This window comes from Candidatus Allofournierella merdipullorum, from assembly GCF_048426865.1.
Taxonomy (GTDB): domain Bacteria; phylum Bacillota; class Clostridia; order Oscillospirales; family Ruminococcaceae; genus Allofournierella_A; species Allofournierella_A merdipullorum.
This window is the reverse complement of record NZ_DBFNWJ010000060.1, coordinates 1-19222: the sequence shown is the minus strand read 5'-3', so window position 1 is coordinate 19222 and position 19222 is coordinate 1. Positions and strand designations below refer to the sequence as shown.

Here is a 19222-nt window from a genome sequence, read left to right as displayed (position 1 = left end):
AATCGGGTCATTGTAGATTAGATAGTCCAGTTCTGACCGCTGATACATGTTGTCAGCAATCTCGTTCTCCACAGCGATAGTGTCAATCGCTATCATACTTCCATCAGCAAATTTCAGTTCCACACAGGCAGTATCCATGTTGAACTCACAAGAAATCAATCTATCCATAAGAAACCTCCATTCTGCGGGATGTTAGATCATCCCAAAATATTTGAATGCTTCTCGGATTGCTTTCTCTTTTTCCGGCGGACACTGGGGTTGTCTGGAATCCTCGGATTTCGGCAGATTATAGTTTTTGCCTACCTCAATCCCACATTTCCGTTTAATCTGTGAGATATAGAGGTTTGACACCTTTAACCCGGTATGTTCCAAAACATACTCCTTGATCTGCGGATAGGTTGCCCCATCTTGGAACTCCGACATATCCATCTCTTCCAAAGAGAACTCAACCCGAATCTTTTTCGAGTCGACCTCACCCTTGGAAAGCAAGACAACCGTCTCCACATGCTTTGTGCGGGGGAAGAGGTCCATCGGCTGCACCTTCACCGGGCGATAACCCCGGTCGGCAAGATAACGGCAGTCCCGGGCGGCGGTGGCGGCGTTGCAGCTCACCATCACCACGCGGCGGGGGGCCATGGTCAGCACCGCGTCCAGCGTGGCGGCGTCGCAGCCTTTGCGGGGCGGGTCGAGGCAGATCACCTGAGGGGTGAGGCCCTCGGCGGCCAGCTGTGTTGCGGCCTGTCCCGCGTCAGCACAGAGGAAACGGGCGTTTTCCACGCCCATGGCGGCGGCGTTGCCCCGGGCGCTCTCCACCGCTTCGGGAACGATCTCCACACCCACCAGGGCGCGGCAATCCTCCGCCATGGAAAGGCCGATGGTCCCCATGCCGCAGTAGAGGTCCAGCAGAGTGTCCTCCGGACACAGGGCGGCGAACTCCCGGGCCACGGCGTAAAGCTGCTCGGCGGCGGGGGTGTTTACCTGATAGAAGGAGAGCGGCCCCAGCTTCACCGGTACGCCGCAGAGGGTGTCCTCGATAAAACCGGGCCCGAACAGGGGGATACACTCCTCGCCGGTGATGACGTTGGTTTTCTGGCGATTTACGTTCAGAACGATGGTCTTGATCTGGGGGAACTGCCGGGTCATTTCCGCGCAGAACTCTTCCCCGTGGGGCAGGCTGCGGCCGTTGATCACGAGGCAGAGCAGCACCTGGCCGCTGTGCCAGCCCTGGCGCAGAAAGATGTGCCGCACCAGCCCCTTGTGACTGGCCTCGTTGTAAAGGGGAATGCCTTTTCTTTGCAAAAACGCGCAGACGGCTGCCGCGATGTCGTTGAGGGCTTTGGGCTGCAGCAGGCAGTCCTGACAGGGGACGAGGCGGTGGCTGCGCCCGGCGAAAAAGCCCGCCGTCACATTGCCCGCCGGGTCGTATCCCACGGGGAACTGCACCTTGTTACGGTAGCGGTCAGTGAGCGGGCCGGTCAAAAGCGGGAGAACCGGCAGGTCCTCAAAGCCGCCCAGCCGCCGGAAGGCGTCGGCCACAAAGCCCTCTTTGGCGTAGGCTTCGGTCTCGTAGTCCAGATGACGGAAGCAGCAGCCGCCGCAGGGACGATACACCGGGCAATCCGGTTGGATATGGCCGGGCCCGGAACGATGGAGTTCTTCCACAATGCCGAAGGCATAGCGGCCCATGTCCTTCACGATGCGCACGGTGATCTCGTCGTCGGGGGCGGTGGCGGGCACGAACACCGCCTTGCCGTCCAGTCTGCCCACGCCGCTGCCGTCGCTGGAGAGGCTCTCGATGACGAGCCGCGCCAGAGTGTTTTTCATACCGGGCAAGAAAAGCCCTCCTTTTTTATTCGCTCAAGCCATAGGGCAGGATAAAGCGTCCCGCCTCGTCCGAAGAAAGGTCCGTTCCGATGCCGGGGAACTGGTGATCCAGCGTGTTCAGCGCCATCTTCGCCGCAGTGGAGGCCATGAGAGCCGGGTCGTAGTGAGCCGCGGCCTGCACGCCGTCGGCCACAAGAGCGTCCGCCGCGTCGGGGGTGTCTGCGGCGGCATAGATGCGCACCGGCTGCTCGCCGTCCAGCCAGCCGAGGGCGGCGGCGGTCTCCAAGGCAGCGCGGGCGTCCTGCTCGCTGGTGCACAGGATCACTTCCGGCGCGGTCTGGCCGGCAAGGGCCTCGGCGTCAAAAGAAAGGGGAGCGCCCTCCTCGTCGGTGTAGTTCACCTGCGCGGTGTACACGCCGTAATGCTCGCACTCGGCCAGCGCGTAGGAGGCAAGGTCGGCCTGCTCCGCGTCGGGTGCGCTTTGGTACAGATAATATTGCAGCAGCAGATCGCCGTTGACGTCAAAAACGGTACCGTCCCGGTAATCCATGGCCATGGCCTTGCCCAGCAGTTCGCCTCCGTGGGAGGCCAGGCTGCCCAGATACCACAATTCGGCACTGGAGGCAAGCGTTTCACTGTCGGGGCACGCGCCCACGAAGAAGACAGATGCGCCCGCCTTTTCGGCGGCGGTCACCAGCGCAGGGGTGACGGCAGCGTCATCCTGGGGGACGATGAGCACCTTGGCGCCGGCTGCCAGCAGGCGGGACGCTGCCACAGCGGGAGACTCGTCGGCCCCGGTGGTAAGCAGCTCTACATCATGGGCGGCAAGGTCGGCTTCCAGAACGGAGGCGTCCAGATAAGTCCGGCCGGAGGGGGAGATGAGCAGCCCCACCGAGGGAGCAGGAGAAAAGAAACCGATGGTGTAAAGGTAAAATACAATACAGGAGACAACGGCTCCTGCAATCAGCAGAGCTTTGAAAAGAATGGAAAAAATATGTTTCATGGCGTAAACTCCCGGTCAGGCGCGGTGATCATGCATAGCGCTGAGATAACGGCTGGGCGGCACGCCCATGGATTTTTTGAACACTCTGGAAAAATAGAATTTGTCGGAAAAACCCACGCTGGCCGCGATCTCGGCGATGGAGAGCTGGGAGTTTTTCAAAAGATTGCACGCCTCTCCAATGCGGTAGGAGGTGAGGTAGTCAATGGGGCTCTGGCCCACATTGCTCATGAACAGGCGGTAGAGGTGGCTGCGGCTGACGCCCACGGTGCGGGCGATGTCGTCGATGGTGATCTCGTGGGAGTAGTTGAACTGAATGTACTTGATGGCGCTCAGCACATACTGGCTGCCGGCGCTGGGGGCGTGGATCTCTTTTTCCGCCGCCTGACGCATCAGCTCCGACAGGAAAAGATACAGGTTACCCACCATGGCCGCCTCGTTTTCAGGTTTGGGGCCGCGGGCGTCAAAGATGCTCAGCAGCGCCTGCTGCAGCGGCTCAGGACGGCTGGAATGGAACACCAGCTTCTGCTCGGTGAAAGGGGTGTGCTGCACAAGCTTTGCGGCGTAGGCTCCGTTGAACCCCACCCAGTAATATTCCCAGGGGTCGTCCTCACTGGCGCTGTAGCCGGCCAGCTGGCCCGGCCGCAGCAAAAACAGGTCGCCGGGGCCAAGGTGATGCTCCTGCCCGCCGGCGCGGTAGCAGCCGTGGCCGTCCACCACCAGATGGATGAGGTAATGGTCTCGCACCGCCGGCCCCCAGCTGTGAAGCGGGGCGCAGTGCTCCAGGCCGCAGTTGAAAATGGCCATTTCCACATGGTCGGAATAATCCTGTTTAAAGGATTGTTTGTAAATCTCCGCCAAAATAAAGCCTCCTCGCCGCGCCGGATCGTTTTTATCCGGCAAACAAAAATATTTTATCAGATAATTCAACAAAAGTCCATCGCTTGCGAGGCTTTTCCAGCGCTTTTTTGGCCCACGAACGAGCAAAACTTAACAATTTGTTTTCAGATGAAATATAGACGAATCCGTCTAAAAGATGTATACTGTGAAAAACAGACGGGTCCGTCTGTTAAGTTCTGCAAGGAGATGGGGGTTCATGGAGATCCTGGAGGATATTCTTCGGCTTGCGGCTGCTGTGGGCATTGCGTTCGTGGCAGGCAAGCTGATCGCAAAACTGAAGCTGCCCGCCATTCTGGGGTGGCTGATCGCTGGCATGGCCATTGGGCCGCACGCCCTCGGCCTTTTGGGAGAGTCGGTGCTGAACGCCGCCTGGTTTTAGGCTGCCGAAAACCTGCTGGAGTGCGTGTTTGGCCTGATGATCGGCACCGAGCTGATCTGGAAACGGATGAAGAAGGCCGGGCCGCAGATCCTCATCACCACCCTCACCGAGTCTCTGGGCACCTTCGTGCTGGTGAGCGCGGTGTTCGGCGTTCTGTTCTGGGCCACCGGTTTGCCCATCTATCCCGCGCTGCTGCTGGGCGGCATCGCGCTGGCCACGGCGCCCGCGCCCTCGCTTTCGGTGGTCAACAGCCTGGGCACGGACGGCCCGGTGACCCGCACGCTCATCCCCATGGCCGCTTTGGACGATTTGGTGGGGGCGCTGGTCTTTTTCATGGTGGTGGCCGGCGTGTCCGCCCATCTCTCCACCGCCGGCATCCCGGTGTTTGCCCTGCTGCTTCTGGTGTTTCTGCCGGTGGTCATTGGCGGGGCGGTGGGCTTTCTGGCGGGCAAGATCCTGCGGCGAATAAAAACGCCGGAGGTGATGCTGGCCGTTATGCTGGGGATGCTGGTCGCATCCGCGGGGCTGGGCTTTGCCATCAACAGCATGCTGCAAACGCCGGTGCTGAACTTCATGCTCATCGGCATGTCCTACTCTGCCGCCTTTGCCAACATGATCACGGAGGAACAGCTGGGCAGCATCATGAAGGTAATGACGCCGGTCATCGGATTTTCCATGATCGTGGTCATCCTGAACCTTGCCGCGCCGCTGGACTATCACCTGGTCTTTGGCGCGGGACTCTACACGGCGGTCTACATCGCCGCCCGGGCCGTGGGTAAATACAGCGGCGCATTTCTGGGCGCGGCGGTCACCCATGCGCCCGCCACGGTGAAAAAATACCTGGGCTTCACGCTGCTGCCTCACTCCGGCGTTTCGCTGGTGTTCACCGGCATTGTGGTCTCGGTGCTGGAAGGCCCCGCGCCAGAGAGCGCGGCCCTCATCCAGGGCACGGTGGCCGCGGCGGCAGTCATCAATGAGATCATCGCGGTGTTCATGGCCAAGAAAGGCTTTGAATGGGCTGGCGAGCTGCACAAAGCGAAGGAGGGAGGCGCGGCATGACCCAGCAGGAACGGCAGCAGCGCAGCAGGGAAGAGATCTTCCGCGCGGCACAGGAAGAATTCGGCACCGTCGGCTACGACGGCGTGAATATGGAGCGCATCTGCGCGAAGCACGGCATCTCCAAAGGAATGATGTATCATTACTACACCGGCAAGGACGAGCTTTTCCTGCTGTGTGTGGAGCGGACCTTCCGGGAACTGGAAGCCTACATCGAAGGGGAGATGGAGTCGCTGGAGAAACTGGACGTCCGGGAGGCCGTCAAGAGCTTTTTCGTGCTGCGGGAACGCTTTTTCGAGCAGCGCCCCCTGCAAAAGGGCATTTTTGAAAGCGCCATGCTCCGCCCGCCAAAGCACCTGGTGGGCCAGATCGAGGCGCTGCGTGTCCCGGTAAGGCGGTTGAACCGGGCGTTCATTGCGGGTCTGACGGCGCGGATGCCGCTGCGGCAGGGGCTGGAGCCGGAGGCCGCCGCCCGCTATCTGGAGAGCGTGGAGCCGTATTTTCAGAACATTCTCAACGATTATTGCAGCGACTGCCCGGCCCAGGACGTGCGCTCCATGCTCAGCACTGCCGGTGGATTGCTGGATCTGATCCTGTTTGGCCTTTTCCGGCGGCCGGACGGAGAACCTGCGGCGGCTGCCCGCTGCCTGTGAGGCTACCCCGAACAAGATGGAGGCGAGAGAATGGAAAGCTTTTTCTGGGATTACCGTTTGAACGCGGAATTCCCTTTTTCGGTGCTGGAGTACACCGTCACCGACAGCCTTGCGGACGGCGCGCCGCGGCTGCATTGGCACAACTACTGTGAGTTGGGCGTGTGCACGAAAGGCGAGGGCGCGTTTTATTTTGAGGGCCGGCGCTACGACTATCACACCGGCGACATCTTCCTGGCCAATGACCTGGAGCGTCATGGCGCGGCCTGCGTCCCGGGCACGGACACCCGTTTCCGCTTTTTCCTGTTCCTGCCCAGCCTTCTGCTGGACGACGCGGGGGAGCGCAGCGCGGAGTATCTGCTGCCCTTCCGCTGTGACCCTGCCCACCGCTGCACCCATATCCCGGTGGGCACCGCCGCGGGCAGAGCGCTCCGCCCGATGCTGAAGGAGCTGTGGAACGACGCCGTCTTTGCCCGCAGCGGCCAGCAACGCCTGATCCGCGCCCGGCTTCAACTGATTTTGGCGCAGGTGTGCAGCTATATGGAACTGGACGAACAGGCCCGGGGCAGGGGACTGGCAGGCTATCTGCGCCTGCGCCCGGCCCTGGCTTACATCGACGCCCATTTCACCGGGCGGCTGACCCAGCAGGAGGCGGCTGCCCAGTGCTTTTTGAGCGAATCCCGCTTCCGTCACCTGTTCCGGCAGGAGATGCACATGAGCTTTCAGGAGTATGTGAGCAACCTGCGCTATCTGGAGGCACGGCGGCTCATCGCCTCCACCGGCATGCCCATCGCGGCCGCCGTGCGGGAAGCCGGATTTTCCAACCCCTATCACTTTTATAAAATGTTCGAGCAGGCGGAGGGCGTCACGCCCCGCGCCTGGCGTTCCGCTCTTCGTGCGGCGCAAAAAGAACAGCCGGATTTGATATAAACAAAGTCGCATTTGACATTTCACTCCTTTTCTCTGAGATATACAATAAAAACAGAAGCAATACCCTTTTTCTGCAAATTTTGTATGACTTGTGAGAAAAGGAGCGATTTTATGCCACACTATGAGCATTTGTTCACCCCCATCCAGATCGGCAACATGACGGTGCCCAACCGCATCTGCCATGTGCCCACCGACGTCAGTTCTTCCAACGCCGACGGCTCGGTGAGCGAGCGGGACATCCACCATCACAGCCAGATCGCCAAAGGCGGCGCGGGCCTCATCATCGTGGGCGCCACCTCGCCGGACGGCAAGACCGGCCGCCCCACCGTGACCGGCCTTGTGGCGGACAGCGACAGCTGCATCCCCGGCCTTGCCCGCCTTGCGGAAGGGATGCACAAATACGGCGCCAAGTGCGTGGTGCAGCTGCAGCACCCGGGCCGCCAGTGCGCCGTTCCCCGCTACAACACCATGTCTGCCACGGATATGGTGGTCAAGCTGCCCTGGAGTGCCGGCCATGAGATCGTTTATGAAAACGCCGAGGAGAAGGGCAAGCCCGTGCGCGCCATGACCACCGAGGAGGTTGTGGACATGGTGGACAAATTCTCCGAGGCCGCCTGGCGTGTTAAACAGGCGGGTTTCGACGGCGTGGAGCTGCACGCCGCCCACGGCTACCTCATCTCCCAGTTCATGTCTCCCTATCTCAACAAACGCAACGACCGCTGGGGCGGCAGCTTTGAGAACCGCATGCGCTTCCCGCTGGCCATCATCTCCTCCATCCAGAAAAAGTGCGGCAAGAATTTCCCCATTCTGGTGCGCTACTCGGCGGACGAATGGGTGGAAGGCGGCCGTGAGCTGGAAGAGAGCGTGCGCATGGCGGTGGAATTCGAGCGTGCCGGCGTGGCCGCGCTGGATTTGAGCCAGTGCATCCAGGAAAGCCCGGGCGCGGGCTTCGACCCCATGTACTACCCTGAGGGCTGGACGGTCTACGCCTCCCAGGCGGTGAAGAAGGCCGTCTCCATCCCGGTGATCAACAGCCACACCTTCCGCAACCCGGACTACTGCGACCACCTGGTGGAAAGTGGCGACACCGACATGATCGGCCTGGCCCGCCAGCTGCTGTGCGACCCCTACTGGCCCATGAAGGCCTACATGGGCAAACCGGAGCAGATCCGCCGCTGCATCTCCTGCCTCACCGGCTGCTGGCAGGAAAGCATGATGGCCAAAAAGGAAATTGGCTGCGCCATCAACCCCGCTTGCGGCCACATGGAGTTCGACGACCTCAAACCCGCCGCGGCGCCCTTGAAGGTGGGCATCGTGGGCGGCGGCCCCGCCGGCATGGAGGCGGCCCGCATCGCCACCGTCCGCGGCCACAAAGTGACCCTGTTTGAAAAGACAGGCGAGCTGGGCGGCGCCATTCTGGGCTGCTGCATGGCCCCCGGCAAGGAGAAGATGAAGTGGTACGCCGACTGGATCCGCGGCCAGATCAAGGATCTGAACGTGGACGTGCGGCTGCACACCTGCCCCACCGTGGAGCAGCTGAAGGAATTCGACGTGGTGCTCAACGCCACCGGCGCGGTGAGTTATGTGCCCGAGTGCATCGGTGCCGAGCGGGTGGTGCCCTTTGAGGAAGCCATTGCCTGCCCGAAGGTGACCTGCCCCTTCCATCCGAAGGACCGCAAGATGCGCAAGACCGGCGAAAAGGTGCTGGTCTGGGGCGACCACTACGCCGCCGCCGATACCGCCGCCGCTCTGGCCGGCATGGGCAAGGACGTGACCATCGTCACCGACAAAAAGGAGTTTGCCGCCAGCGTGGAGGTCATCCATATGTACGTGCTGCGCAAACGCTTTGCCCAGACCGACGCCGAGGCGCTGCACAGCGAGCCCTTCAAGTACCCGGTGAAGGTGTATGAAAACAGCACGGTGTACAGCATCGAAGAGGGCAAGGTGGTGCTGATGGACAAGAACTTCCAGCGCACCGAGCTGGCCATCGACGACGTCATCACCTGCAACACCCGCTCCAACACGGCTCTGTTCGATGAGCTGATGGCCGCGGGCGTGCCGGTGGTGAACGCGGGCGACAGCAAGGCTCCCCGCAACCTGCACGCCGCCGTGATGGAGGGCGCGACCTTCGGCCTGAAGCTGGAGGAGAGCGTGCTCATGAATCCCAACCACAGCGTGGTGGATGATCTGCCCGCCGACGTGCGCGGCCAGCTGCTGCGCTGAATCGCAAAGCAGAAGACCCGGCCCGGCTGAAAAAGCCGGACCGGGCCTTTTTGTGCCCGCCGGGCGACGGTTTTCGCCGGGCTGAACGGGCAAAATATAAAATGTGGATTGATTCTGAGGGCCGGATGTTGTAAAATATAACAAAACAGTAAAAAAGAAAACCCTGTCCCGCCGGCTTTCCGCACCTGTTCTGCGGCGGAGGACGGACCAAGAAGAATTGGTGATAATTTTGAGCGAGACCCTTTCCCGGCTGCTCAGCCGGTTCCGAAAACAAATATTGATCGCCTTCGACATCGTGGTGATCTCTCTGGCCTACATTGCGCCCTGGGTGATCATCAACGGCCGGGCCGATTACCAGCGTTATTCCAGCCTGCTTGTAGCCAGCTGGTTTTTGTTTGTCAGCTGCTTTGAGATCGTCTATGCTCTCATGGGTATGTATGACAGCCTCTGGCGCTACGCCGAGATCGTGGAGTTCTTCCGTCTGTGTGTGGCCTCCATCATCGCCGTGGCGCTGTTTGGCGTGTGCTCCTTTTTCATCTTCAGCGAAACGCCGGTGCCCCGCTCGGTCTATTTCCTCAGCGGCCTGTTCGCGGTGGCCCTTACGCTGTATTCCCGCCTGACCTACCGAATGTACCGGAACGTCAAGCTGGGGCGGCAGGGCAAGCGCCTGGCCCGCCGCACCCTGCTCATCGGCGCGGGCGACGCCGCCAGCACCCTGCTCCACGAGCAGTACAAGGCGGCAAACCCGGAAATGAACATCATCTGCTGCGTGGATGACGCGCCGGAAAAGCAGGGCCGCTATATCATGGGCGTGCAGATCATGGGCACCACCGAGGACATTCCGGAACTGGTGGAGCGCTGCGAAATCGAGACCATCCTGCTGGCCATCCCCACCATGGACGAGGACAACCGCCGCCGGGTGCTCTCCATCTGCAACCGCACCAAGTGCAACGTGAAGATCCTGCCGGACATCGTGAAGATGATCACCGACGGCAAGGACCTTGCCAGCCGCATCCGCGACGTGAAAGTGGAGGACCTGCTGGGGCGGGACGAAGTGCAGCTTTCCAGCCTCATCACCCAGTTCGTGGGCGGCAAGCGCATCATGGTCACCGGCGGCGGCGGTTCCATCGGTTCCGAGCTCTGCCGCCAGATCGCCAGCTGCAAGCCCGAGATGCTCATCATCATGGACATCTACGAGAACAACGCCTACGCCATCCAGCAGGAGCTGCGCCGTAAATACGGCGACGAGCTGAACCTGGAAGTGCTCATCGCCTCGGTGCGCGACTCCAAAAAGATGGACGCTCTGTTCAGCCGCCTGCGCCCCCAGGTGATTTTCCATGCGGCAGCCCACAAGCATGTGCCGCTGATGGAGGACAGCCCCGAAGAGGCGGTGAAGAACAACGTCTTCGGCACCTACAACGTGGCCGTCTGCGCCGACAAATACGCCGCTGAGCGCTTTGTGCTCATCTCCACCGACAAGGCGGTGAACCCCACCAACGTGATGGGCGCCACCAAGCGCCTGTGCGAGATGGTGGTGCAGGCCATGGCCCAGCGCAGCAAGACCCGCTTTGCCGCCGTGCGTTTCGGCAACGTGCTGGGCTCCAACGGGTCGGTCATCCCCCTGTTCAAGGATCAGATCGCCGCGGGCGGCCCGGTCACCGTCACCCACCCGGACATCGTGCGCTATTTCATGACCATTTCCGAGGCGGTGAGCCTGGTGCTGGAAGCCGGCGCCATGGCCAACGGCGGTGAGATCTTCGTGCTGGACATGGGCAAGCCCATGCGCATTCTGGACCTGGCCGAAAACCTCATCAAGCTCTCCGGCTTTATCCCTTACAAGGATATCCAGATCGTGTTCACCGGCCTGCGTCCCGGCGAGAAACTCTATGAAGAGATGCTGATGGACGAGGAGGGCCTGCGCAAGACCGACAACCGCAAGATTTATATCGGCGCGCCGCTGAAGCTGAACAACCAGACCTTCTTCGACCACCTGATGGCGCTCAAACAAATCGCCTACAGCAACAACAGCGAAAACCTGGTGCAGGCGCTCACCGACATGGTGCCCACCTTCCGTCACCGGCGGGACGAAACAGGCATAGGGGAGGGCTGAACCGGTGTATAAACATTTCTTCAAACGCGCGCTGGACATTCTCTGCAGCGGTCTGGCCATTTTGTGCCTTTCGCCGCTGCTGGCGGTCATAGCGGTGTGGGTCAAGGTTTCCTCCCCGGGGCCGGTGCTCTTCACCCAAAAGAGAGTGGGGAAGGGCAAGACCTTCTTTAAAATTTATAAGTTCCGCACCATGCGCACCGACACCCCCCACGACATGCCCACCCACATGCTGGAAAACCCGGACGCTTTCATCACCAGCGCCGGGCGTTTTCTGCGCCGCACCAGTCTGGACGAACTGCCTCAGATTTTCAACATCTTCCTGGGCCAGATGAGCGTGGTGGGGCCCCGGCCGGCGCTGTGGAACCAGGACGACCTGGTGGCCGAGCGGGACAAATACGGTGCAAACGACTGTGTGCCCGGCCTCACCGGCTACGCCCAGGTCCACGGGCGGGACGAACTGCCCATCCCCGTGAAGGCCGAGCTGGACGGCTATTATGCTAAAAACCTTTCCTTTGCCCTGGACGTGAAAATCTTCTTCCGCACCATCGGCAGTGTGCTCCACCACGAAGGCGTGGTCGAGGGTAAGCAGGATACCTGAAACAAAAAAGAGCTGTGCGAAACATCGCACAGCTCTTTTTCTTTGTGTCAGTCGTTTTCCCCCGGCGTGGCCAGCGCCCCCAGCACCTGCGCGTAGATGTCGCTGCCGTGCTCGATGAAAGCGTTCTTGGCCATTTCGGCGGTCATGGCGTCGGGCAGAAGGACTTCCAGCCCGAACAGCCGGCTGCCCATCTCGGAGATGGAGCAGCGCACAACATAGCCGTCGCCGGTCTTTTCTACTTCGGCCTTGTGCTGCGAGGCCTTGCGCGCCCACTGCTGGGCCCGGACGGCCGCCCGCACCGCCGCCTCCCGCACCGTGCGGGGCAAAAGGTCGATGCTCAGTTCGTCCGCCACCGCGAGGCCCTTGGGGGTGATGGAATAGCCGCCTGCCTCGTCCACCGTGGCCAGGCCGTTCTCCTCCAGATCCGCAAGGCCGGCGCTCAGCTCAAAATAGTTCACCAGCTGTTCGCCCAGCAGCGCCTGTTCGATCTCCGCCCGGGTGAGGGGAGCCATGGGCGCAACGGTCTTGATGAGATAGCACAGCAGGATGCGGACTTCGGTGTTCTCTGTCAATCCGCCCGGCTTTACGCCGAAGGTAAAGGCATTTCCGGCCATCTTCGCACTTCCTTTTCGGGGTATTTCCAGGAATTATTATAGTGAAAATTCCCCGTTTTTACAAGGCCGATGCGGCAAAATCCGTTTCGATGCGTTTTTTGCTGCCCGGCGTGGAGTAGACCCAGCGCTCCAACCGTCCCTCGGTGATGAAGTAGCGGGGGGCGAAAAACAGCGGCCCCGCCAGCTCACGGTTCACGATGACCAGTTTTATCTTCATCTTTTCGGGCAGAATACTCTTGATGAAAACGCTCACCGGCTGGCCCGGACGCAGGCCCTCGCACCGCTCCGCCAGCCCGGCCAGGTTTGGGGCCAGCTCAATGAACACCCCGTAGCTTTCGATGCTGCGCACCAGACCAACCACCGTCTCGCCCGGCGAAAAGCGGTCGGCGTTTTCCTGCCAGGTGCCCAGTAGTTCCCGCAAAGTCAGCACAAGGCGGCCTTTTTCATCCCGGCTTTTCACCGCGCAGGTCAGCGTCTGGCCCACGCCCACCCGGTCCGCCGGGCTCTGAATGCGGGAGACGGACATGCAGTCGATGGGTAAAAGTGCGCTGATGCCGCAGCCCACGTCGCAGAACGCGCCGAAACTTTCCAGATGGGTCACGGTGCAGCGCAGCAGATCACCCGGGCGCAGGGCGTCCAGATATTCTCGCTGGCAGGTCTCCTGCGCCCGCCGCCGGGAGAGCAGATACGCGCCTTCGGCCCCTTCGGGCAGGGCAGTGATGCAAAAACAGGTGGGCTTGCCCACCCGCGTCAGCAGCGCCACGTCCCGCACCGAGCCCTGGGCCGCGCCGGCGGCGCATTCGTCGTGGGGCATGCGGGCGGGGCGGCCCGCCAGCTCGAACACCAGCTGCCGCTCCCGGTCATAGGCGAGGGCTGTGCTTTCCAGAATGCTGCCGGCGGCACAGGCCTCGGCCAGCTGGCTCTCGGTCAGCCGCCGCGCGTCCCAGCCTTTGCCCTCAGGGGTATATTCCACCATTGTTTCCATCCTCACTTTGTCTGGTTTTGTCCGCGCTGCGCCTGTGGCGCGCGTTTTTAAAAAATATATGCGGCCGCGTCGGGGGATATTTGCAAAACCGGCGCAAAGGTATATAATATTAAATTGACCTCGTCCGCGCGGGCGAGGCGCGGAAACTGCAAGGGAGGACCGGCCTGTGGACGTGCGCGTGGGCGATCAGATTTTGACAAAGAAACCGCACCCCTGCGGCGCGGCCTGCTTTGACGTGCTGCGGGTGGGAATGGACTTCAAAATTCGCTGCACCGGCTGCGGGCGGGAGGTCATGCTCCCCCGGGCCAAAATCGAAAAGAACATCAAAAAGATCATCCGCCCCGGCGAGGAATAGCGCGCCGTTTTGCCTTTTAAAACGCAAAACGGAAAGGAGCAAACCCCATGCTGGAACAGCTGCGCAGGGTGCGCCGCCGCTACGATGAGGTGAACCTCTCGCTGCAGGACCCGGCCATTCTGGCCGACGGCGGGCGCTACGCCGCGCTGATGAAGGAGTATAAGCGCCTTACTCCGCTGATGGAGGCGCTGGACGAGTACGAGCGGGTGTGCGCCGGGTGCGCCGAGGCCCGCGCCCTGCTGGACGAAGGGGGCCTGGAACCGGACTTCCGGGAGATGGTCCAGACCGAGTACAGCGAGGGCCGGCAAAAGCAGGAGGAGCTGGAACAGACCCTGCGCATCCTGCTTTTGCCCCGGGACGAGAACGACGACCGCAACGTCATCCTGGAAATTCGAAGCGGCGCCGGCGGCGAGGAAGCCGCCCTCTTTGCTGCCAGCCTCTGGCGGATGTACAGCATGTACGCCGCCGCTAAGGGCTGGAAGTGCGAGGTGCTGAACCTGAACAAGACCGAACTGGGCGGCGTGAAGGAGATCAGCGTATCGGTGCAGGGCGAGGGAGCCTACAGTCGCCTCAAATACGAGAGCGGCGTTCACCGAGTGCAGCGGGTGCCCGAGACTGAGACCCAGGGCCGCATCCACACCTCTACCGTTACGGTGGCGGTGATGCCCGAAGCCGAAGAGGTGGACGTTCAGCTGGACCCCGCCGATTTGAAATTCGACACCTTCCGCTCTTCCGGCGCGGGCGGCCAGCACGTCAACAAGACTTCCAGCGCCATCCGGGTGACCCATCTGCCCACCGGCATGGTGGTGGAATGCCAGGACGAGCGCAGCCAGTACAAAAACAAAGATAAAGCCCTCAAGGTGCTGCGCAGCCGCCTGCTGGCGGAAAAACAGCAGGCCCAGAAGGACGCCATCGACGCCGACCGGCGCAGCCAGGTGGGCACCGGCGACCGCTCCGAGCGCATCCGCACCTACAATTTCCCCCAGGGGCGGGTCACCGATCACCGCATCGGCCTCACCCTCTACAAACTCGACAGCGTGATGGACGGCGCGCTGGATGAGGTGCTGAACGCCCTCATCACCGCCGACCAGACCCGGCGGCTGCAGGCCGCCCAGGAAAAGGAAGCAACACTATGAACACCATTCTGACAAAGGCCGACGAGGCCTCGGTGAACAAAGCCGCCGAACTGCTGCAGGCAGGGGAAATTGTGGCCATCCCCACCGAGACCGTCTACGGCATCGCCGCCAGTGCCTTCAACGGCGCGGCGGTCAAAAAAATCTTCGAGGCCAAGGGCCGCCCCCAGGACAATCCCCTCATCGTCCACATCGACCGGATGGAGATGCTGGAGGGGCTGGTGGCCTGTGTGCCCGAGGGTGCGAAGGCGCTGGCTGAGGCTTTCTGGCCCGGCCCCCTCACCATCATCATGCCTCGTGGCCCCAAGGTGGCGGACGAAGTCTGCGCTGGTCTGGACACGGTGGCCATCCGCATGCCCAGCCACCCGGTGGCCCGGGCGGTCATCGCCGCCAGCGGCCTGCCTCTGGCAGCGCCTTCGGCCAACCGTTCCGGCGGGCCCAGCCCCACCATCGCGGAGGACGTGATGGCCGATATGGACGGCCGTCTGCCCCTCATTCTGGACGGCGGCGCCTGCGGCGTGGGGGTGGAGTCCACCGTCGTTACCCTGGCGGGGGAGCAGCCCGTACTGCTGCGCCCCGGTTTTGTCACCAAAGAGCAGCTGGAACAGGTGCTGGGCTGCGAGGTGCAGCTGGCGGGCGCGGTGCTCCACAAGCTGAAAGAAGGGGAGACCGCCCGCAGCCCCGGCATGAAGTACAAGCACTATGCTCCCAAGGCCCATGTGACCATCCTGCGGGGCGATTTTGAAGCCTACCGCAAATATGTGTGCGATCACGCCGGCCCCGGCGTTTGGGCCCTTTGCTTTGACGGCGAGGGCGAACAGCTGCCGGTGCCCTTCATCAGCTACGGCGCCCAAGAGGACGACGCGGCCCAGGCCCGGGAACTGTTCAGCGCCCTGCGCCGCCTGGACGAAAAGGGCGCCGGGACGGTCTATGCCCGCTGCCCCCATGTGGGCGGAGTGGGTCTCGCGGTCTACAACCGGCTGGTCCGTGCCGCTGCCTTCGAGGTGGTTGAACTGTGAAGGTGATTGGCATTACAGGACGCTCCGGCTGCGGAAAGAGCGCCGTTTCTGCCCTCTATCGTCAGCTGGGCTACACCGTGGTGGACGCCGACCTGGTGGCTCGGCAGGTGTTGGAGCCCGGCTCGCCTTGCATTGGAAAGCTGACCGAGGCCTTTGGCCCCGATTTAATTACGCCCCAGGGCACGGTGAACCGGCAGCTGCTGGCGGACCGGGCCTTCCGGGATGAAGAAAGCACCCAAAGGCTGGTAAGCATCACCCACCCGGAGATTGTCGCCCGCCTGCTGGCCGCCGCCGACGAGGCAAAAAGCAGAGGAGAGGAACTCTTTTTTGTGGACGGTGCGGTCATCGTGGGCGCGCCCCTCGAAAAACATTGCGACGCCATCTGGCTTGTGAGCGCGCCCTACGAACAGAGCGTGGCGCGTATCCGCAAGCGGGACGGCCTCACCCGGCAGCAGGCCCGGGCACGCCTGGCGGCCCAGCTGCCGGTGCGCACGCTGCGCAAAGCCGCGGTGCGAGAGATACGCAACGACAAAGACATGGAACATCTTCGGCGCCAGGCACTGACGGCGCTTGAGCAGGAGAAAGGCGGTGCATGAGTGGCAAAAAAGTTCACAAAACGAATTTTATGGCTCGTGGTGCTCGCGGCAGTGATCGTGCTGGCAGTGCGGGGCCTGCAGGAGGGGCTTCACCGCATCGATTTGATGCGCTACCCTTTGAAATATACAGAATATGTGGAAAATGAAGCCGCAGCGAACGGCGTGGACCCGCTCCTTATCTACACAGTGATACGCACCGAGAGCGGCTTTGACCCCGGCGCCGAGTCCAATGTGGGTGCCCGGGGCCTGATGCAGATCACCGAGGTCACCTTCGACTGGATCAAAAGCAAAATCGCACCCGGCGAGGATCTCACCTTCGATGACCTTTACGACCCGGCGGTGAACATCCGCTTCGGCGTCTATTATATCTCCGAATGCCTTGAGCGGTACCACGGCGACGTGTCCACCGCGGCGGCGGCTTACCACAGCGGTTGGGGCACCGTGGACGGCCTGCTGGAAAGCAGCGACTACTCCGCCGACGGCGAAGTGCTGCACACCTTCCCTTATCAGCAAATGGGCCTGTATGTCACCAAGATCAACCGGGCCTATGAACGATATCAGACTCTTTACGAAGCCTGAAGAAAGCGAGGAATCTATTATGAGCAAAGAAATGACCGAAGGCCAGAAGCTGGCCGAGCAGCTGTTGTACACCCGTCCCCACGCGGCCGAGGCCAGCGAGGAGCTGAACAAGGCGGCGGATGAATTCTGCGAGGGCTACAAGGCTTTTCTGGATAACGGCAAGACCGAGCGGGACGTGACCGCCTACACCGTGAAGCTGCTGGAGGAGAACGGCTACGTTCCCTTCGTGCCCGGTACCAACTATGCCCCCGGCGCCAAGGTGTATCTGAACAACCGGGGCAAGAGCGTCATCGCCGCCACCATGGGCCAGAAGCCCCTGGCCGAGGGCGTACATATGAACATCGCCCACACCGACGCTCCCCGTCTGGACATTAAGCCCAACCCGCTGTATGAGAACAGCGAACTGGCCCTGCTCAAGACCCACTACTACGGCGGCATCCGCAAGTACCAGTGGGTCGCCACCCCGCTGGCGCTGCACGGCGTCATCTGCAAGGCGGACGGCACCCAGGTGAACGTCTGCATCGGCGAGGACGAGAGCGATCCCGTTTTCTGCATCACCGACCTGCTGCCCCACCTGGGCGCGGAGCAGAACGAGCGCAAGCTCAGCGAAGGCGTGAAGGGCGAAGAGCTGAACATCGTGGTGGGCAGCCTGCCCTACGCCGACAAAGAGGTCAAGGACCGGGTCAAGCTGCTGGCGCTGAAGCTGCTGAACGACAAGTACGGCATCACCGAGCGTGACTTCATCAGCGCCGAGCTGGAGGCTGTGCCTGCCTTCAAGGCGAAGGACGTGGGCTTTGACCGCGGCCTCATCGGCGCCTACGGCCACGACGACCGTGTGGACGCTTATCCTGCCCTCATCGCCGAGATGGAAACTAAGCTCCCCGTTTACACCACCGTTTGCGTGCTCACCGATAAGGAAGAGATCGGCTCCGAGGGCGTCACCGGCCTGAACAGCATGTATGTGTTCCACTTCGTGCAGCAGCTGTGCAAGGCCCAGGGCGCGGACGACATCCTCTGCTTCCAGAATTCCAAGTGCCTGTCCGCCGACGTGACCGCTGCCTTCGACCCCACTTTCCCCTCCGCCTTTGAGGCACAGAACAGCACCTTTGTGGGCAAGGGCGTGGCCATCTCCAAGTACACCGGCTCCCGCGGCAAGGGCGGCGCCAACGACGCCTCTGCCGAACTGGTGAGCTACTTCACCCGCGTATTTGACGCTGCCGGCGCCGTGTGGCAGATCGGCGAGCTGGGCAAGGTGGACCAGGGCGGCGGCGGCACCGTCGCCAAGTATGTGGCCTCCCATAACATCGACACTCTGGATGTGGGCGTGCCCGTGCTGAGCATGCACTCGCCCTTTGAGATGGTGGCCAAGATCGACGTCTACATGGCCTACAAGGCGTTCAAGGCCTTCAACGACAGCGCCGAATAAGCCGCGAAAAAATCCTTCAAATTTTCTCGAAAAAGAGGGTTGACATTCCCCGCAGGGTTTGCTATAATAGCAAAGCAGTCGCGAGACGGCAAGCCCGTGGGGGTGTAGCTCACTTGGGAGAGCGCTTGAATGGCATTCAAGAGGTAAGGGGTTCGATCCCCCTCATCTCCACCAAAACAAACAAATCCGAACCTTGTGCCGATCGGCGATGGGTTCGGATTTGTTTATTATACGGCTTAAAAAGGCGCGCTACGGTTGTATCCAAAACTGTAGTGCGCCTTTTTATTTGGTAAATCCCACAATGTAATGGCTTTGCCCCAGTCATCATGTGTCTGGCCGTATTTTCATACTTAAAGAATTGTTCTCCTGAATGAATTTGAGAAGGTCAGGATTAACTTGGTCGGCATATTTCTGAAGATAGTTCACAATGCCTAATGGAACCTCATATTGCAAGCCATCAACAAATTTCCCGGTAATTTCGTATGTAAATACATAATCGTTGGCAGAAAGCGCCGAGGGATGAATCATTGATAGTAATGAAAGAAAAATCACTGTTATTTTCCGTAATACGTTGAATAAAACATTTGACAGTTCTTCTCGTTGTTGACGGGCAAGGTATCCGTTTGCTTTTATGCATTCAATTGAATTGACATGAACGTAGTCGTTGAGAATTAAATCTATATTTTTCCAGCAATCAGCAACAAGATCATAAGAAGACTTAATACTTTGCGCCTTTTCACTTTTAGATTCCTTTTTATTCTTGAAAGTGTTAGTGTAATTAGCGGAACAAAAAACATTTCTAAGTTTTTGGGGTTTATTGCTATCCCCACTATACTTGTTGGCAT

Annotated in this window: 18 protein-coding genes, 1 tRNA gene and 1 pseudogene; 13 read left to right on the top strand and 7 right to left on the bottom strand. The window is 60.8% G+C overall.

Features of this window, described 5'->3' with window-relative positions:
* The 4 genes from ACMNAY_RS11530 to ACMNAY_RS11515 form a co-directional block, all read right to left on the bottom strand.
* The coding region (locus ACMNAY_RS11530) for a DUF6061 family protein (RefSeq protein WP_418719497.1) at positions 1 to 168 on the bottom strand (168 nt) is incomplete at its 3' end.
* A 24-nt stretch (positions 169 to 192) separates the two neighbouring features.
* Positions 193 to 1824: a 23S rRNA (uracil(1939)-C(5))-methyltransferase RlmD gene (gene rlmD, locus ACMNAY_RS11525; protein ID WP_418719496.1), complete on the bottom strand. Its 1632-nt coding sequence runs from the start codon at positions 1822 to 1824 to the stop codon at positions 193 to 195.
* A 25-nt stretch (positions 1825 to 1849) separates the two neighbouring features.
* The gene (locus ACMNAY_RS11520; RefSeq protein WP_418719495.1) at positions 1850 to 2827 is read right to left on the bottom strand and encodes a substrate-binding domain-containing protein; all 978 of its coding nucleotides are present in this window, start codon (positions 2825 to 2827) and stop codon (positions 1850 to 1852) included.
* A 15-nt stretch (positions 2828 to 2842) separates the two neighbouring features.
* Positions 2843 to 3685 carry an AraC family transcriptional regulator gene (locus tag ACMNAY_RS11515; protein ID WP_394967571.1) on the bottom strand — a complete coding sequence of 281 codons (843 nt, stop codon included), beginning with the start codon at positions 3683 to 3685 and terminating at the stop codon, positions 2843 to 2845.
* Between the two features lie 235 nt (positions 3686 to 3920).
* On the opposite strand from ACMNAY_RS11515, the pseudogene ACMNAY_RS11510 reads away from it, so the two are divergent.
* From ACMNAY_RS11510 to ACMNAY_RS11485, 6 genes and pseudogenes are all read left to right on the top strand, one after another.
* Positions 3921 to 5162: pseudogene (locus tag ACMNAY_RS11510) on the top strand (cation:proton antiporter).
* On the top strand, positions 5159 to 5812 hold the full coding sequence (locus tag ACMNAY_RS11505; protein WP_418719494.1) for a TetR/AcrR family transcriptional regulator: 654 nt from the start codon (positions 5159 to 5161) through the stop codon (positions 5810 to 5812). Before ACMNAY_RS11510 ends, ACMNAY_RS11505 begins: the two are co-directional and overlap by 4 nt.
* Positions 5813 to 5842: 30 nt before the next feature.
* The gene (locus tag ACMNAY_RS11500; protein WP_394978163.1) at positions 5843 to 6739 is read left to right on the top strand and encodes an AraC family transcriptional regulator; all 897 of its coding nucleotides are present in this window, start codon (positions 5843 to 5845) and stop codon (positions 6737 to 6739) included.
* A gap of 111 nt (positions 6740 to 6850) precedes the next feature.
* Complete coding sequence (locus tag ACMNAY_RS11495; RefSeq protein WP_394978164.1) at positions 6851 to 8962, top strand: FAD-dependent oxidoreductase; 2112 nt, start codon at positions 6851 to 6853, stop codon at positions 8960 to 8962.
* A 229-nt stretch (positions 8963 to 9191) separates the two neighbouring features.
* Positions 9192 to 11072: a polysaccharide biosynthesis protein gene (locus ACMNAY_RS11490; protein ID WP_418719493.1), complete on the top strand. Its 1881-nt coding sequence runs from the start codon at positions 9192 to 9194 to the stop codon at positions 11070 to 11072.
* Positions 11073 to 11076: 4 nt separating this feature from the next.
* Positions 11077 to 11670: a sugar transferase gene (locus ACMNAY_RS11485; protein WP_394978167.1), complete on the top strand. Its 594-nt coding sequence runs from the start codon at positions 11077 to 11079 to the stop codon at positions 11668 to 11670.
* 47 nt (positions 11671 to 11717) lie between these two features.
* Here ACMNAY_RS11485 and ACMNAY_RS11480 read toward each other — a convergent pair whose 3' ends face one another.
* Positions 11718 to 12284 (bottom strand): DUF4364 family protein, encoded by a 567-nt coding sequence (locus ACMNAY_RS11480; RefSeq protein ID WP_394967560.1) that lies wholly within the window; start codon positions 12282 to 12284, stop codon positions 11718 to 11720.
* Positions 12285 to 12342: 58 nt separating this feature from the next.
* Positions 12343 to 13260 carry a S1 RNA-binding domain-containing protein gene (locus tag ACMNAY_RS11475; protein ID WP_418719492.1) on the bottom strand — a complete coding sequence of 306 codons (918 nt, stop codon included), beginning with the start codon at positions 13258 to 13260 and terminating at the stop codon, positions 12343 to 12345.
* A gap of 175 nt (positions 13261 to 13435) precedes the next feature.
* On the opposite strand from ACMNAY_RS11475, the gene ACMNAY_RS11470 reads away from it, so the two are divergent.
* From ACMNAY_RS11470 to ACMNAY_RS11440, 7 genes are all read left to right on the top strand, one after another.
* The gene (locus ACMNAY_RS11470) at positions 13436 to 13624 is read left to right on the top strand and encodes a DUF951 domain-containing protein (RefSeq protein ID WP_330056738.1); all 189 of its coding nucleotides are present in this window, start codon (positions 13436 to 13438) and stop codon (positions 13622 to 13624) included.
* Positions 13625 to 13671: 47 nt separating this feature from the next.
* On the top strand, positions 13672 to 14760 hold the full coding sequence (prfA, locus tag ACMNAY_RS11465) for a peptide chain release factor 1 (protein ID WP_418719491.1): 1089 nt from the start codon (positions 13672 to 13674) through the stop codon (positions 14758 to 14760).
* Complete coding sequence (locus ACMNAY_RS11460; RefSeq protein WP_418719490.1) at positions 14757 to 15776, top strand: L-threonylcarbamoyladenylate synthase; 1020 nt, start codon at positions 14757 to 14759, stop codon at positions 15774 to 15776. Before prfA ends, ACMNAY_RS11460 begins: the two co-directional genes overlap by 4 nt.
* Positions 15773 to 16372, top strand: coding sequence for a dephospho-CoA kinase (gene coaE, locus ACMNAY_RS11455; protein WP_418719489.1), 600 nt, complete (start codon positions 15773 to 15775; stop codon positions 16370 to 16372). The genes ACMNAY_RS11460 and coaE overlap by 4 nt, the downstream gene beginning before the upstream one ends.
* Positions 16373 to 16951 carry a lytic transglycosylase domain-containing protein gene (locus ACMNAY_RS11450; protein WP_418719488.1) on the top strand — a complete coding sequence of 193 codons (579 nt, stop codon included), beginning with the start codon at positions 16373 to 16375 and terminating at the stop codon, positions 16949 to 16951.
* 19 nt (positions 16952 to 16970) lie between these two features.
* Entirely contained in the window at positions 16971 to 18377 is a 1407-nt protein-coding gene (locus tag ACMNAY_RS11445) for an aminopeptidase (protein ID WP_418719487.1), read from the top strand.
* A 98-nt stretch (positions 18378 to 18475) separates the two neighbouring features.
* Positions 18476 to 18551 (top strand) — tRNA-Ala (locus ACMNAY_RS11440).
* 150 nt (positions 18552 to 18701) lie between these two features.
* Here ACMNAY_RS11440 and ACMNAY_RS11435 read toward each other — a convergent pair.
* Positions 18702 to 19222 (bottom strand): hypothetical protein (locus ACMNAY_RS11435; protein ID WP_418719486.1); only part of this gene is annotated, 521 nt, incomplete at its 5' end.